13 protein-coding genes are annotated in these 15,553 nt (G+C 68.2%); 12 read left to right on the forward strand and 1 reads right to left on the reverse strand.

The window, feature by feature from the left end:
* Positions 1–72: 72 nt before the first annotated feature.
* The 10 genes from WFH32_RS05375 (at position 73) to WFH32_RS05420 (ending at position 12,372) form a co-directional block, all read left to right on the forward strand.
* Positions 73–1,665 carry a DUF2142 domain-containing protein gene (locus tag WFH32_RS05375; protein ID WP_336706412.1) on the forward strand — a complete coding sequence of 531 codons (1,593 nt, stop codon included), beginning with the start codon at positions 73–75 and terminating at the stop codon, positions 1,663–1,665.
* A 181-nt stretch (positions 1,666–1,846) separates the two neighbouring features.
* Positions 1,847–3,637, forward strand: coding sequence for a rhamnan synthesis F family protein (locus tag WFH32_RS05380; RefSeq protein WP_191794180.1), 1,791 nt, complete (start codon positions 1,847–1,849; stop codon positions 3,635–3,637).
* Positions 3,634–4,905: an acyltransferase family protein gene (locus WFH32_RS05385; protein WP_318243919.1), complete on the forward strand. Its 1,272-nt coding sequence runs from the start codon at positions 3,634–3,636 to the stop codon at positions 4,903–4,905. Before WFH32_RS05380 ends, WFH32_RS05385 begins: the two co-directional genes overlap by 4 nt.
* A complete protein-coding gene (locus tag WFH32_RS05390; protein WP_336706413.1) occupies positions 4,902–6,110 on the forward strand; it encodes an alginate O-acetyltransferase AlgX-related protein in 1,209 nt (402 codons plus the stop codon). The genes WFH32_RS05385 and WFH32_RS05390 overlap by 4 nt, the downstream gene beginning before the upstream one ends.
* 60 nt (positions 6,111–6,170) lie before the next feature.
* Positions 6,171–7,229, forward strand: coding sequence for an NAD-dependent epimerase/dehydratase family protein (locus WFH32_RS05395; RefSeq protein WP_191794178.1), 1,059 nt, complete (start codon positions 6,171–6,173; stop codon positions 7,227–7,229).
* Positions 7,230–7,281: 52 nt separating this feature from the next.
* Complete coding sequence (locus tag WFH32_RS05400) at positions 7,282–8,097, forward strand: ABC transporter permease (protein WP_225227499.1); 816 nt, start codon at positions 7,282–7,284, stop codon at positions 8,095–8,097.
* Complete coding sequence (locus tag WFH32_RS05405; RefSeq protein ID WP_318243918.1) at positions 8,094–9,341, forward strand: ABC transporter ATP-binding protein; 1,248 nt, start codon at positions 8,094–8,096, stop codon at positions 9,339–9,341. Before WFH32_RS05400 ends, WFH32_RS05405 begins: the two co-directional genes overlap by 4 nt.
* Positions 9,328–10,446, forward strand: a complete 1,119-nt coding sequence (locus tag WFH32_RS05410) for a glycosyltransferase family 4 protein (RefSeq protein WP_191794176.1) — start codon at positions 9,328–9,330, stop codon at positions 10,444–10,446. Before WFH32_RS05405 ends, WFH32_RS05410 begins: the two co-directional genes overlap by 14 nt.
* Positions 10,443–11,408 (forward strand): glycosyltransferase family 2 protein, encoded by a 966-nt coding sequence (locus WFH32_RS05415; RefSeq protein WP_191794175.1) that lies wholly within the window; start codon positions 10,443–10,445, stop codon positions 11,406–11,408. The genes WFH32_RS05410 and WFH32_RS05415 overlap by 4 nt, the downstream gene beginning before the upstream one ends.
* A gap of 118 nt (positions 11,409–11,526) precedes the next feature.
* On the forward strand, positions 11,527–12,372 hold the full coding sequence (locus WFH32_RS05420) for an NAD-dependent epimerase/dehydratase family protein (RefSeq protein WP_318243917.1): 846 nt from the start codon (positions 11,527–11,529) through the stop codon (positions 12,370–12,372).
* A gap of 66 nt (positions 12,373–12,438) precedes the next feature.
* Here the strand turns inward: WFH32_RS05420 and WFH32_RS05425 are convergent, their stop codons facing one another.
* Positions 12,439–13,410 (reverse strand): class I SAM-dependent methyltransferase, encoded by a 972-nt coding sequence (locus WFH32_RS05425; protein ID WP_191794173.1) that lies wholly within the window; start codon positions 13,408–13,410, stop codon positions 12,439–12,441.
* Positions 13,411–13,593: 183 nt separating this feature from the next.
* Between WFH32_RS05425 and rfbB the strand changes: the two genes are divergently transcribed.
* Together rfbB and rfbD are read left to right on the forward strand one after the other, a co-directional pair.
* A complete protein-coding gene (gene rfbB, locus WFH32_RS05430; RefSeq protein ID WP_191794172.1) occupies positions 13,594–14,592 on the forward strand; it encodes a dTDP-glucose 4,6-dehydratase in 999 nt (332 codons plus the stop codon).
* Positions 14,593–14,650: 58 nt separating this feature from the next.
* Positions 14,651–15,499, forward strand: coding sequence for a dTDP-4-dehydrorhamnose reductase (gene rfbD / locus WFH32_RS05435; protein WP_336706414.1), 849 nt, complete (start codon positions 14,651–14,653; stop codon positions 15,497–15,499).
* The last annotated feature ends 54 nt before the right edge of the window (positions 15,500–15,553 follow it).

Consider the following 15,553-nt stretch of genomic DNA (forward strand, 5'->3'; position numbering starts at 1 on the left):
GACCCCAGCGCCCCGTACCGACACCTGTGCCGTGCTCAGGTGTGCAGCGGCGTCCGACCGGCGGGTGGCGGCGTGACGCGTCACTCCGTGCGTCGGCCGATGGACGGTCTGCGCTGGCTCGTCGTGTCGGCCGCGCTCTTCGCGATGTGTTCGTTGTGGGCGATCGCCACCCCCGCGATGTCCTCGCCGGACGAGCCCAGCCACGCCGTGAAGGCCGTGGCGGTGGCTCACGGGGAGCTCGTCGGGGACATCGGTCCTCGGCCGACGACGTGGATGATCCCGGGGGCGATGACGACGGTCGAGATCCCCGCCGACTACGCAACCGTGGCCGACCTGGGCTGCTACGTGGCGATCCCGGACCAGGACGCCTCGTGCATGCCGGCGTTGCCCAGTGATCACACGTCGTTCGCCGAGGCCCAGACCGCAGCGGGGCACTACCCGCCGCTCTACTACCTGCTCGTCGGCTGGCCGAGCACTCTCATGCCTGCCGATCCGGGGATCCTGGTCATGCGCCTGGTGTCCGGCGCGGTGTCCACGATCTTCGTCGTCGCCGGGCTGATCGCGCTGCGGGCCACCCGTGCGAGCCGGGTCGTGCGGTGGGGAGCGGTCACCGCGCTGACCCCGATGTCCCTGTTCCTCTTCGGGACCATCAACCCCAACGGGCTCGAGATCTCGGCGGCCTTCGCCGCCTGGGCGTCGATCTGGGCCGTGTTCCGCGCCCGCGGCCAGGCGCCGAAGCACGTGTACGCGATCGCGGCCGTGAGCTTCGCGGTGCTCGCCAACGTGCGTGGGCTGTCCCCGCTCTGGGCGATCGTCATCGTCGCGATCGCGGCCCTGGGCAGCGGTCAGCTCGGCGCGCTCTGGCGGGACCGACGTCCGCTGCTCCTCGGGAGCTTCGCATTCGTGGCGGTGGTCTCTCTGCCCGCGATCCTGTGGTCCCTGCGCTACGGGACGCTGTTGACGGGTGAGGGCATCTGGCCGCAGTACCAGGACCGGGTGCTGGCGGTCACCGACATGGTGCTCTCCCTGAGCAGGCAGTACGAGCAGATGATCGGCAACCAGGGGTGGTTCGACTCTCCTGTTCCTCTCCTGACCCTCCTCGTCTGGACCATCTCTCTCGGCATGCTGGCCGCTCACGCGCTGCAGCGTCGCGGGCAGGTCTCGGGCAAGCTCGCCTTGTGCGTGCTGTTCGTGGGCGTCGTCGTCGGGCCGATGCTGATCCAGCTCCCCGGGGCTGCCGACGCCGGGCTGGTCTGGCAGGGCAGGTACACGCTCCCGATCGCGATCGGTCTGCCTCTCCTGGCGGCCTGGCTCATCTCCGCACCGGGTGGGGGAGAGGGCACCAGCGTCGCGGAACGTATCGCCCGAGGCATGATCCCGGCGCTCGGCGTCGCCCACGTGCTGGCCTTCTACGGCACGGCCCGTCGTTACGCGGTCGGCATCGACGGCCCCTACGCGACGACGGACCCCGCCTGGTCGTCGAACCTCGGGTTCATGCCCGCGGTCGTCATCTACGGGGTCGCGGTGGCGGTCTTCCTGATCGCCCTGTCCGGTCCTCGGCGGCCTGGCGCCGTCGAGATCACGCCGGACCCGGCGACGGGTGGGACGGCCGCACCTGCCGAGGTCGCGACCGCACCGCAGGCCCTGGAGCCCACCCGGTCGTAGTCCAGGGGTGGGGTAGCATCGTGCAGTCCTCGGCGCGGCTCTGCCGAGCGAGTTCGCGATACGGAGGAATCGATTGAAGCGCGTTGCTTTTTACCTGTTCTGGGCCGCCGACGGTCATGCGGACGACTACATCCCATACTGTCTTGAGGACCTGGGACGCAGCGTCGAGACAATCGTCTTCGTGTCCAACGGCCCACTGGACGACGACTCGCGTGCGCGCATAGCGCCTCTCGTCAGCGAGATCGTCGAGCGTGAGAACGTCGGATACGACGTCGGGGGCTACCAGGACGCCCTGGCGCGCTTCGGTGCCGAACGGCTGCGCGAGTACGACGAGCTCATCCTCATGAACTACACGTTCTTCGGTCCGATCTACCCGTTCGCCGAGGTCTTCGAGCGCTCGGAGACCTGGAACGTCGACTTCTGGGGACTGACCGACCACGGATCGGTGACGCCCCACCCGTTCGCCGCGAAGAAGACCATGCACGCGCACATCCAGTCCCACTGGATCGCCGTCCGTCGTTCGCTCTTCGACACCGACGCGTTCCGTGAGTACTGGGCGACGATGCCGCTCATCGAGTCGTACAACGACTCGGTCGACCATCACGAGGCCCGCTTCACCCATCACTTCGAGAGCCTCGGGTTCGGCAGCATGGTGGCGTTCCCCGAGCGCAACTACCCCAGCAAGCACCCGGCCATCGACCTGCCGGTGCTGCTGCTCAACGACCGCTGCCCGATCATCAAGCGCAGGTTGTTCTTCCAGGACCCGCTGTACCTGAACGACAACGCCGTCATCGGCCGGGACGTCATCGAGAAGGTCAAGTCGACGGACTACCCGCTGAGGTTCGTCTGGCAGAACATCTCGCACACTGCCGAGCCGCGGGTCGTGTCGACGAACATGACGCTCACGCACGTGCTTCCCGACGTGCCGACCGGCACCGGGAGCGGTGCGAACCTCTCCATGGCCGTCCTGATGCACGTCTTCTACGAGTCGATGATCGACGAGATGATGGACTCGGTCGAGAACGTGCCCGTCCCGTACGACCTGTACATCACGACGACGGACGCGATCAAGAAGGAGTACATCGAGCGTCGGCTCGCCGCGCGGGGGCGGGAGCAGTTCGACGTCCGGGTCCTCGAGTCGAACCGCGGTCGTGACATCACCGCGTTCCTGATCGGGCTCCGTGACGTCCTCCAGGACCCCAAGTACGACGTGATGCTCAAGGTCCACTCCAAGAAGTCCGCCCAGGACGGCTTCGCGGTCGGGGAGTGGTTCAAGCGCCACCTCATGGAGAACCTGCTCAGCTCCCCGGGGTACGTCCAGAACGTCCTGGACCTCTTCGGTGACGACGAGTCCGTCGGGATGGTGTTCCCCCCGGTGGTGCAGATCGGCTATCCCACGCTCGGCAAGGCCTGGTACAGCAACAAGAAGCCGGCCGCGGCTCTCGCCAAGCGACTCGGGATCGACGTTCCCTTCGACGCGAACACGCCCCTGTCGCCCTACGGTTCGATGTTCTACTTCCGGCCGGAGGCGCTGAGGCCGCTGCTCGACGCCCGGTTCCGCTGGGCGGACTTCCCCATGGAGGGCCAGTACGGGGACGGATCGCTCGCGCACGTGGTCGAGCGGCTGTTCAGCTATGCGTCCCTCTCCGAGAAGTACACTGTTCACTCGGTGATGAACACCACGAACGCCGCGATCAACTACAACTTCCTGGAGTACAAGCTCAGCGCCCTGAGCTCCCGCCTCCCTGGAACCATCACCGAGCAGTACGAGTACCTGGTGTCGATCACCGGGCTGCCGAACGTGCTGGTCGCGATCAAGCGTTCCGTCGCGCTGCGCCACCCCCGCGCAGCCAACATCCTCCGCCCTGCCTACAGGGGTGCTCGAGGTGTCCGTCGCCTTCCTGGCGCCGTGGTCCGGAGCATCAAGGGCGGCACGACGGCCGAGAAGCGAGCGGACGAGGACCTCACGTGACTGCTGGTGTGTTCTCCGTCCCGCGCAAGCTGAGGCTCCAGGGCGGGCCGCTCTCGCTCGTCGAGGCCTTCGACCCGCGTGCGAACAGCATCGGGTTCCTGCGCTGGCTCATGGCGTTCCTCGTGATCTTCAGCCACGCTGGTCCGATCGCCGGTTTCTACGGCGGTCACGACCTCGGCGTCCAGATCAGCTCGGAGCAGTCGATCGGCGGCGTGGCCGTCGCCGGCTTCTTCTTCTTCAGCGGATTCCTGATCGCGCGCTCGCGCATGGGCTCGTCGACCATCTGGCGCTACCTGTGGCGTCGTTGCCTACGCATCTTCCCCGCGTTCTGGGCGACGCTCCTGCTCGTGGTCCTCGTCTTCGCGCCGATCGCCTGGTGGCACACGACGGGGTCGCTCACCGGCTACTGGAGCGTGAACTTCGAGTCCCCGCTCACCTACTTCTACAACAACATGTGGCTCGACCTGGGGCAGCGCAACATCGCCGGCATGGGCGCCGAGCTCCCGTACTCGCAGCTCCACGGAGGGTACGACTGGAACGGCTCGGCCTGGACGCTGCGCTACGAGTTCCTGGCGTACATCGTCGTCGCCGTGCTGGGACTCTTCGGTGCTCTGGCGAACCGGATGATCGGCGGCATCTTCTGCGCCGTGGTCCTGGTGCTCAACGCGATGCAGTGGTCGGGTGCCGGCACCCTGTGGTCGGTCAACCCGATCTTCTCGGACCCGTTCCTCCTGATGTTCCTCGCTCCGTTCTGCTTCGGGGTCCTGTTCACCCTGTTCGGCGACCGCATCCCGGTCGACGACCGCCTGGCGATCGGTGCGCTCGCTCTCGGGGCACTGACGTACGCCTACGGTGGCTGGAACGTCATCGGCCAGTTCGGCTTCCTCTACTTCCTCATGTGGTTCGCCGTCCGAGGAAGGATCACCAACTGGGAGAAGCACGGCGACTTCAGCTACGGGATCTACATCACGGCCTGGCCCGTGATGACGCTCGGAGCGTTCTTCGGCCTCCAGGACTCCGGCTGGCTGGTCTATCACGTCGTGGTGATCGTGGCGACGCACGTCCTCGCCTATCTCTCCTGGCACCTGATCGAGAGCCCGGCCATGAGCCTCAAGAACTGGACGCCACGGCTGCTGGACCGCGGGCTGACCTTCATGAGGCCGGCCACCACGTTCTTGCGTGAGGAGCTCGTCAACCCGGACTTCTCGTCCACGCCGTACGCCAGTCGGCTGCGCAAGCAGCGGCAGTCAGCAGAAGGACAGTCATGAGCGACACCCAGCAGGGCACAGGAGACCCCACCCCGGTGCCAGAGCCGACGCCGACCGTGCAGCCCACGGTGCGTCCGCGTGCCGCGCTGCTGCCGCGTCGTTCCTACATCCCGCTCACGGCCCTCGTCGTGGTCTCCGCGATCATGGCAGGACTCGGGCTCGCGTCGAGCAAGGGCTGGCTCGATGCCGAGGCTGCCGTGGAGGCGAACACCCCGGACACCTGCCGCTCCGACCTCGTCCCGGGGGACCCGACGATCTGGACGGGCCCCAGGACACCCGAGTCGGAGGCGGTCTTCGCGGCCAACACCACGAATCTCCCGTTCCCTGGCGTCCCCGGCCGCGAGGGCTTCATGTTCTGGTCGGACCTGCAGGCCAACAACTTCTCCGACATGCTCGGGCGGGCTCCGTGGCTCGACGAGCAGCGTGACCAGTGGCGTGACTACTTCGCCGACCTGCGTGCGGGGCTGGCCCGCGAGGGGACCGACCTGCTCGTCGTCGTCGCCCCCTCCTCGGGAACCGTCTACCCGGAGATGCTGCCCGACTGGGCACAGCCGCTGCGGGGTCTGACCCACTTCGACCAGCTGCTCGCCGTCTCGGGTGACCTGCCGATCGTGGACGTCCGAGGGACCATGCAGGACGCTGCCGAGGACGAGTGGGTCTACAGCGCCGTCAACAGCCACTGGACCCCTTACGGGGCATCGGTGGCGTGGCAGTCGATCAGCGAGTGTCTCCAGGACCTGTACCCGGACTCCGGCTACGACGGGCTCGCGAGCGCGGACGTCGTCGGGGTCGATGTCCAGGCCCCGCCGAACGAGTTCGCGGAGTGGGGTGTCGTCGCGCCTCGCGACGACTGGACGGTACCGACGCTCGACCCCGGCCCCGTGACGACCACGAAGGTTGCCGGCGACGGGACGACGACGGACCTCGTCTGGCCGGCCGGCGTCGACCTGCTCGAGCTTCCCGTGACCACGTCCGGGGGCGAGATGGCCAAGAAGGCGCTCGTCGTCGGCGACTCGCAAGGTACTGCTCTGTCGGCCTTCTGGGCAGGCTCGTTCGAGTCGACCGTCCAGATCCGTCACTTCCTGGACGACCCGAGCCAGCGCGCCAACGTGCTCGACGCAGCACGTCAGTCCGACGCCGACCTGGTCGTCTTCGAGCTGACGGAGAGATATCTGAGCCTGCAGCCGCCCACGATCCTCAACTGATCCGTTGGTGAGAGGACCCTGGATGGGCATGCACGGCATGTGTGGAGGGAGTACGGATCGATGACGACGTGTGTGGTGACCGGAGGAGCCGGATTCATCGGCTGCGCTCTCTCGACCGCGCTCGCGGACCGTTTCGACCGGGTGGTCGCGTTGGACAACCTGCACCCGCAGGTCCATGCGGATCAGGTACGCCCTCCGGGGCTGGACCAGCGCGTCGAGCTGTTCCGCGGGGACGTGACCGTGGCCTCCGACTGGGAGCGCCTCCTCGATCACGTTACGCCTGACGTGATCGTGCACCTGGCTGCTGAGACGGGGACCGCTCAGTCCTTGACCGAGGCGAGCCGTCACGGGCTCGTCAACGTCGTCGGCACCACGCGGATGCTCGATGCCCTGGCGACCCGCGACGTGCGACCGCGGTCGATCGTGCTGACCTCGTCCCGCGCGGTCTACGGCGAAGGGGCATGGCGGGACCGGCGAACCGGTGGGATCAGCTATCCGGGACAGCGTTCCCACGCGATGCTCACGTCCGGGCAGTGGGAGTTCCCGGGCCTCGAGCCGGTTCCGCACGGCTCGCGGACCGTGCGACCGGCGCCGTCGAGCATCTACGGCTCGACTAAACTGTGCCAGGAGAACCTCGTGGCGGCGTGGTGCCAGTCGATGGGGGTCGCCTCGGTGCTCTTCCGGCTCCAGAACGTCTACGGGCCGGGGCAGTCGCTGAGCAACCCTTACACCGGCATCGTCCCGCTCTTCGCGCGGATCGCCAAGGCCGGGAAGTCCATCCCGGTCTACGAGGACGGTGACATCGTCCGGGACTTCGTCTTCATCGACGACGTCGCGTCGGCGATCGTCGCCGGAACCGGACTGAACAGCTCCACGGCCGACCCGTTCGACATCGGGTCAGGCAGCGGGACGAGCATCATGCAGCTCGCGACCTGGATCGCCGCCCGGTACGGCGCTCCGGCGCCCCATGTCACCGGGGAGTTTCGCGACGGGGACGTCAGATCAGGCGTGGCAGACATTGAAGCGGCGCAGGCCGCCCTGGCATGGCGTCCCGCCGTGCCGGTGGAACGTGGGATTGGCCTACTGTGCGATTGGATCGATGGCAGTGAGCAGTACTGAGAGAACGGCGTCCGAACCTACGGGGAGTGAGGAGTTCCGGCTGACGATCGGCTTGATCTGGAATCTCGCTCGACGCCAGCTGGGCTCGCAGTACAAGAGGACGGCCCTCGGCCGTCTGTGGTCCTTGCTCAACCCGTTGGCCTCGATCGCCATCTACTCGCTCGTGTTCGGGCTGGTGATGCGGGGTGGCGTCGCGCCGGGGACGAACTCGGGGATCACCTCCTTCGCGGTGTGGATCGCCATCGGGGTCATCGCCTGGGGGTACCTCTCGGGGTCCATCATGTCGGGGATGAACTCCCTGACCTCCAACACGGCGCTGCTGACGAAGGTGTACTTCCCCCGCTGGGTCCTCCTCGTCGCGGAGATGGTCGCGAACACGATCAACCACCTCCCCGAGATCGGCATCCTGATCGTGCTGGTCCTCCTGGTCGGAGGACCTGGGGTGCTTCCGCTCGTCCCGTTGCTCCTCGGAGTCGTCCTGCTCACGGGACTCTTCGCGACGGGGGTCGGTCTGACGCTCTCCCTCGGCATGGTCTACTTCCGTGACCTGTCGTACCTCTGGGGGATCTTCAACCAGATCTGGCTCTACATCTCGGGAATCGTCTTCCCGCTCACGCTGCTGGTGAGCGTCCAGAACGATCTCTACGAGAAGGGTTGGGAGCTCAACGGCGAACCGATCCCGCTCGCACAGATCGCTCGTCTCAACCCTGCCCAGCTCTATATCGAGGCGTATCGGAGCATCTTGTACGACTTTTCTGCACCGTCGCTCGGAGTGTGGCTCGGCTGCCTCGCGTGGGCGGTTCTCGCGCTCGCTGTCGGGATCCTGGTGTTCCGCAAGCACAGCGCACGGATCGTGGAGGCACTGTGAGCAACTCAGCCATCTCCGTCAACGACGTCTCGAAGACGTTTCGGATGTACACGAACAGGAGCCAGTCGCTCAAGTCGTTGTTCGTCGACCGCAACCGGACCAAGTACGAGGACTTCTGGGCCCTGCGGGACGTCGATCTGGAGATCCCGGAGGGCAAGACCTTCGGCCTCCTGGGCAACAACGGCTCGGGCAAGTCGACCCTTCTCAAGTGCATCGCGAAGATCCTGACGCCGAACAAGGGCAGCATCGTCAGCCGTGGTCGCATGGCTGCGATGCTCGAGGTCGGCTCCGGTTTCCATCCCGAGCTGACCGGGCGGGAGAACGTCTACCTCAACGGGTCGATCCTCGGGATGAACCGGCAGGAGGTCGACCGCAAGTTCGGCGACATCGTGGACTTCGCCGGTATCGGCGACTTCATCGACCAGCCGGTCAAGAACTACTCCTCCGGGATGTACGTCCGTCTCGGGTTCGCGGTGTCGATCCACGTCGAGCCCGAGATCCTGCTCGTCGACGAGATCCTCGCCGTCGGTGACGCGGAGTTCCAGGAACGCTGCATGGGCAAGTTCGCCGACTTCCGTCGGGAGGGGCGGACGGTGGTCGTCGTGAGCCACGGCCTGGAGCAGATGCGCAACTTCTGCGACGAGGCCGCGTGGCTCTCGCACGGTCGGCTCATGGGTACGGGGCCGGTCAACGAGGTCATCGAGAGCTACTCGGAGGCGTCGCACCTGGCGAAGCCGGTCGAGGGCGGGGGCATGCGCATCGGGTCCGGCGGGGCGAAGATCACGCAGATGGAGTGGCTCCACCAGGACGGTCGTGACGCGCACGTCTGCCGGACGGGCGACGAGATCCGGATCCGGCTGCACTACTCCGCGTCCGAGCGGATCGAGCGCCCGGTCTTCGGGGTCTCGGTGCAGACCCTCGACGACAGGCTCATCTGGGGGCATCACGCCCAGGACTCCGACTACGTCCCCGAGAGCATCGAACCCGGTGACGGATCGATCGACGTGGTGATCCCCAGCCTTCCGCTGCGCCCCGACACGTACACCCTGTCCGCGTCGATCCAGGCGCCGGGGACGTCGCACCTGGTCGACGGGCTCCTGCGGGGTGTGACCTTCACCGTCGTGCCCACGGGCCGGACGGAGTCGGGCGGCTACGTGGTGTTCGGCTCCCACTTCGAGAAGCTGACGCCCCCGCGACCGATGGTCACGTCGCCCAGGGACGACGTCGTCGATGCCGCAAGCTGACGGCCCGCACGTCGCCCTGGTCGTCGAACAGCTCTGGCAGCCCGTACCCGGCGGCTCCGGCACCTACGTCCGCGAGCTCGCCAACGGCCTCGCGGCGGCAGGTCAGGTGCAGCCCCGCGGTGTCCGGGCCCGCGGGGCGGTCGGCGACCGCCGGGGCCTGGCTCCCGAGGTACGGGTCGACATGTCGCACCTGCCGCGCCGGGCCCTGTACGAGTCCTGGCGCCGCCTCCGAGCGCCACGGGTCCCCGGCTGGCGCACGGCCGACCTGGTCCACGCCACGACCTGGGCGGTCCCGCCCGCGTCGGCCCCCCTCGTGGTGACGGTGCACGACCTCGCCTTCCTGCGGGAGCCCGAGCACTTCACGAAGCACGGTGCGGCCTACTTCCGGGACGCGCTCGCGCTCACCCGGGACGAGGCCGCGGTCGTGATCGTGCCGTCCGAGGCGACGGCGCAGGACTGCACGGCGGCGGGGATCGAGCGGAGCCGGGTGCGCGTGATCCCGCACGGGGTCGCTGCGCTGCCGACGTCGGACGACGAGGTCGCCACCTTCAGGCGACGTCACGGTCTGGAGCGACCCTATGTCCTGTGGGTCGGTACCCTCGAGCCGCGAAAGAACCTCCCCGCGCTGCTCAGGGCATACGGGGCGCTCCGGTCGGAGGGCACCGACCTGGATCTCGTCCTCGTCGGTCCCCAGGGGTGGGGCGAGACGGCGGAGGAGGTCGACCATGCGGTCGGCACACTGGGTCGCGACCGGGTCCACCGGCTGGGGAAGCTGAGTCAGCAAGACCTCCAGGCCGCCTACGCCGGTGCCCGGACGTTCTGCTTCCCGTCCGTCTGGGAGGGGTTCGGCCTGCCCGTCCTGGAAGCCCAGGCGCATGGCACGCCGGTCGTGACGTCGCGCGGGACGTCGATGGAGGAGATCTGTGGAGCGAGTGCTCTGGCGGTCGATCCCGGCGACACCCGGGCGTTGGCCGAGGCGTTGATGCTCGCCGCCGACTCTCGCCACGACGAGCTGTCGAGCGCGGGGCTGGCGAACAGCGCCCGTTTCACGTGGGACGCGGCCGTCGCGGCCACGACCGCCGCCTATCGGGAGGTGATCTCGTGACCACGCCTCTGGTCCGGGCCGTCGTGGTCAACTGGAACGGCGAGGACCTCCTGCCGACCTGCCTGGACTCGCTCGTCCGTCAGGACCTTCCCCCGGGTGCTCTCGAGGTCGTCGTCGTCGACAACGACTCCCACGACGGCTCGGTCGACCTCGTGCGTCGGGACTTCCCGGACGCGAGGCTCGTGCAGAACTCGACGAACCGGGGCTTTGCCGGGGGGGTCAACTCTGGGCTCGAGGATCTCGAGGCCCCCTACGTGGTGCTGCTCAACAACGACGCACGGTTCGACCGGGATGCTGTTCGTCGGATGATCGACGTGCTCGAGGCCCCTGGGAACGAGGACGTCGGGGCGGTGACGGCTCTGCTCCTGCTGGAGGACACCGCCCCGGACGGGACCAGGCTGGTCAACTCGACGGGCAACGTCGTCTCTCGTTCCGGCTCCGCCACGGACCGCGACTGGCTCACACCCCTCGAGCGTCTGGACGCCCGGCCCGAGGTCTTCGGCTTCTGCGGTGGCGCCGTGGTCCTGCGGACGACGGCGCTCGAGCAGGTGGGCCACTTCGACGACTCCCTCTTCCTCTACTACGAGGACACGGACCTGTCCTGGCGTCTCCGTGCAGGGGGATGGCGGATCCTGTTCGAGAGGGAGGCCGTCGCCTGGCACCGGCACGCCCAGAGCTCCGACTCGACGAGCGCGCTGTTCCGCTACTACAACAACCGCAACGCGCTCCTCGTGTTCGCGCGCTACGCACCGCTGCCCGTCGTGGTGAAGGCCTTCGCACGGCAGGCGCTCGCCCCTGTGCTTCACGTCCTGCGTCGCGACGAGCGGCCAGAGCTCCTGCGCGCACGGGCCCGCGCCCTGGTGGACGCGGTGCGGCGTGCAGGGGGAGAGCGGCTTCGTGCCCGGCCTGCCCGCCGAGGCCTCGAAGCACAAGGAGGCCTGGGCGCGCCCTTCGGCGACTAGCCCGGGCCGCCGAGGGGCTGGTGCGCCGGGAGAGGGGGCGGCCCGATCGTGCCGTCCCCCGCGCCCCGCGTCCTGGAGGCTGGTCCTGCCCCTGGCGGAGATGCGGCAGAATGGCTGCGTGACTCGGATACTTGTGACAGGAGCGAACGGCTACATCGGCGCCCACGTGGTGACTGCCCTGCTGCGTGCGGGCGTCACGGTACTGGCGGCGGATCGATCGGCCGACGCCGTCTCGAGGTACCCGAAGGGGGTGATCCCCGTCGAGGGCGACATCTTCGCGGATCCGGAGCGGCTGTTCGAGCGGGCCGGCGAGGTCGACACCGTGCTGCACCTCGCGTGGGAGAAGGGGTTCGTCCACAACGACCCCGTCCACATCCGTCGTCTCCCGGACCACCTGCGGTTCTTCGAGGCCGCGATCAGTGCCGGTGTGACCCACCTGGTGGCTCTCGGGACCATGCACGAGGTCGGCTATCACGAGGGTGCGATCGACGAGTCGACCCCGACCAACCCGCGCTCGTTGTACGGGATCGCCAAGGATGCGCTGCGCCGGAGCCTGGGGGTCGTCACCGACGGCAAGGGGGTCAGCGTGCAGTGGTTGCGCTGCTACTACATCTACGGCGACGACCAGCGGGGCAACTCGATCTTCGGCAAGATCGCCGCGGCGGCACAGGCGGGGCAGAAGGAGTTCCCCTTCACCAGCGGGAAGAACCGCTACGACTTCATCGAGGTGGGCGAGCTCGCCGAGCAGATCGCGGCGGTCTCGCTCCAGCGAGAAGTGACGGGCATCATCAACTGCTGCACGGGGGAACCGGTGTCCCTGGCCGACGAGGTCGAGGCCTACATCGCTCGGCACGGCTACGACATCACGCTCGCGTACGGAGCGTTCCCGGATCGCGCCTACGACTCGCCGGGGGTCTGGGGCGACGCCGGCAAGATCAAGCAGATCCTCGCCGCGCGCTCCTAGCCCTGCCTGCGAGGTCGGGCTCCTGCCCCGACGTAGGGAGCAAGAACCCGACCGGTGCGGACGGGTTCAGCTCTTGGTCGACGTCAGCCGACGAGCGGTGCGTGCGACGAGACGTGCTGGTGCGAGCACCCCGTTCCCGACCCGCCAGGTGATCGAACGGCGCAGAGCCTGGACGTCCTGGAGCGCGGTCACCTCCTGGAGGCTGATGATCTCCTTCGCGGTGCGCAGCTCGTCGTCGCGATCGGTCAGTGCACGGCGGAGCTGTTCGGCCTCCTCCCGAGCCGAGAGGAGACTCGGGCTCTCGGGAGGGACGACCGCGGATCCGGCGGGTACCGGCTCGACACGCCTCGGCGTCTCGCCGGCGACGGCCCGTCGGACGACGAGGACGAACTGGTAGCCGAGCGCGAGCGGCTGTCCTCGTACCCAGTCGACGATGCCGTCGGGCAGCTCGGCGGGATCGATGTCGACCTCCGTCGCGAGCGGGTCGGCGGTGGTCATCCAGGCGTCGGTGATGCTCAGCCCGGCACCGACGAGAAGGTCCTGGAGGGTGTCCCACGTGAAGAAGCGGATGTGGGTCTCGTCGAGCAGACCGAGAGGCGTGTAGTTCCATCGCCCTTGCAGCAGACCCAGCCGGAGGGAGCCGTGGCCTACGTTGGGGATCGAGATGACGAGCGTGCCGGTCTCGGTCAGGACGGAGAGCGCGCCTTCGAGCACCCGCTCGGGGGAGCGGGTGTGCTCGAGGACGTCGGCGAGGACGACGACGTCGAAGGCGTCTGCGCCGTACTGGGCCTTGTAGTCGAGCAGCTCGGCGTCAGCGACCACGACCGAGGCCAACCGGGTCCGGGCGGTCTCGGCCGCCTCCTCGTCGAGCTCCACACCGTGGACGGTGCAGTTCTTCACCTGCAGGGCGTCGCCCAGGTATCCGGCAGCGCACCCGACATCGAGTACCCGACTCCCGGCCGGGATCACCCCCACGACGAGCCCGTGGCTCGTGTTGGTGACCGCTGGATCGAAGTCGAACTCGTATTTCGATGACATTCACAGGCTCCTTTAGCGAATCTGCGCGGGGCGTCGTGCTGCCGGGCCACGCCGACGGCGCGGTCGGTGGTGGACAGCGTACTCATTCCTGCCTCCCCGGAAGGACAGTCGATCCGGCGCACGGAGCGGCCGCTGCTGTTCGGTAGGCTTGCAGGCCACACCACGTCCAGGAGGAACACCCCTATGCGTCTGCTCGTCACCGGCGGAGCCGGCTTCATCGGATCGAACTTCGTCCACCTGACGGTCCGGGAGCGTCCCGACGTCAAGGTCACGGTCCTCGACGCCCTCACCTACGCGGGGGACAAGTCCTCCCTGAGCTCGGTCGCGGACGCGATCACCTTCGTCGAGGGCGACATCGCGGACGCGGCGCTCGTCGACTCGCTCGTCGCCGACGCGGACCTCGTCGTGCACTTCGCCGCGGAGTCGCACAACGACAACTCGCTCAACGACCCGTGGCCCTTCGTGCAGACCAACGTCATCGGTACCTACACGCTTCTCGAGGCGGTGCGCCGGCACGACGTGCGGTACCACCACATCTCGACCGACGAGGTGTACGGCGACCTCGAGCTGGACGACCCGGAGCGCTTCACCGAGAGCACCCCGTACAACCCGTCGTCCCCCTACTCGTCCACCAAGGCGTCGAGCGACATGCTGGTGCGCGCCTGGGCGAGGTCGTTCGGAGTGCAGGCGACGATCTCGAACTGCTCCAACAACTACGGTCCGTACCAGCACGTCGAGAAGTTCATCCCGCGCCAGATCACGAACCTGATCGACGGCGTCCGGCCCAAGCTCTACGGCGCGGGCCTCAACGTGCGCGACTGGATCCACGTCGAGGACCACAACTCTGCGGTGTGGGCGATCATCGACGGCGGCCAGATCGGCCAGACGTACCTGATCGGTGCGGACGGCGAGGTCAACAACCTGGACGTCGTGCGGACGCTGCTGGAGATCTTCGGTCGCCCCGCTGACGACTTCGACCACGTCAACGACCGTCCTGGTCACGACCTGCGCTACGCGATCGACTCGAGCCGCCTGCGGACCGAGCTCGGCTGGACGCCTCGCTACACGGACTTCCGTGCCGGGCTGGAAGCCACGGTCGCGTGGTACCGCGAGAACGAGGCGTGGTGGCGTCCTGTGAAGGCTGCCACGGAGGCCAAGTACGAGCGCTCCGGTCAGGTCTGAGTCCCACCCCTCCCACATCCATCCATCCCCGGCTCCGGCCAGGACGAGGAGTTCTTCCATGCAGTGGATCGTCATCGGCGCGGCCGGGATGCTCGGTCAGGACGTCGTGTCACGGTTGACCGCCGACGGGCGGTCGGTCGTGGCGCTCGACCGTGCCGATCTCGACATCACCGATCCCGGGGCGTGCACGAGCGGCCTCAAGGGGGCCGACGTGGTCGTGAACTGCGCCGCATGGACGGCCGTCGACCTGGCGGAGGAACGAGAGGCCGAGGCGTTCGCGGTGAACGCCACGGGTGCGGCGAACCTGGCGCGTTCCGCGACGGACGTCGGCGCACGGCTCGTGCACATCTCGACCGACTACGTGTTCGACGGGTCGGCGCGCTCACCGTACGCGGCCGACGCCCCTCAGGACCCCGCGACGGCCTACGGACGGACGAAGGCCGCCGGTGAGTGGGCGGTGCAGAGCTTCGGTGCCCAGCACCTGGTCCTGCGCACCGCCTACCTGTACGGCGCGGGCGGTGCGTGCTTCCCGCGGACGATCGTGAAGCTCGCGGCCGAGCGGGGTGGGGTCGACGTGGTCGACGACCAGTACGGTCAGCCCACCTGGACGGTCGACGTCGCGGACCTCGTCGTCCGTGCGGTCGATGCGAAGATCCCGGGTGGGATCCACCACGCGACGTCCCAGGGCGGCACGAGCTGGTACGAGTTCGCCGCCGCGGCGGTCGCCGCCGCAGGCATGGATCCGCAGCTCGTCCGTCCCACGACGAGCGCCTCGTTCGTGCGCCCCGCTCCTCGTCCTGCCTACTCGGTCCTGGGGCACGAGTCGTTGCGTGCGGCGGGGGTGGAGCCGATCGGCCCCTGGCAGGAGCGGTGGAGCCTGGCGGCTCCGTCGGTGCTCGGTCTCTGAGACCGGTCGGTCGCCCACGGACCGCGGGGGCGCCCGACCGGTAGGAGACCGGGA

Source organism: Oerskovia sp. USHLN155 (genome assembly GCF_037145535.1).
GTDB classification, from domain to species: Bacteria; Actinomycetota; Actinomycetes; order Actinomycetales; family Cellulomonadaceae; genus Oerskovia; species Oerskovia rustica.

Coding starts and splice junctions, on each gene's coding strand:
- WFH32_RS05390 (WP_336706413.1), top strand. CDS start 4,902: ATGAGCGACACCCAGCAGGGCACAGGAGACCCCACCCCGGTGCCAGAG.
- WFH32_RS05395 (WP_191794178.1), top strand. CDS start 6,171: ATGACGACGTGTGTGGTGACCGGAGGAGCCGGATTCATCGGCTGCGCT.
- rfbB (WP_191794172.1), top strand. CDS start 13,594: ATGCGTCTGCTCGTCACCGGCGGAGCCGGCTTCATCGGATCGAACTTC.
- rfbD (WP_336706414.1), top strand. CDS start 14,651: ATGCAGTGGATCGTCATCGGCGCGGCCGGGATGCTCGGTCAGGACGTC.
- WFH32_RS05425 (WP_191794173.1), bottom strand. CDS start 13,410: ATGTCATCGAAATACGAGTTCGACTTCGATCCAGCGGTCACCAACACG.
- WFH32_RS05410 (WP_191794176.1), top strand. CDS start 9,328: ATGCCGCAAGCTGACGGCCCGCACGTCGCCCTGGTCGTCGAACAGCTC.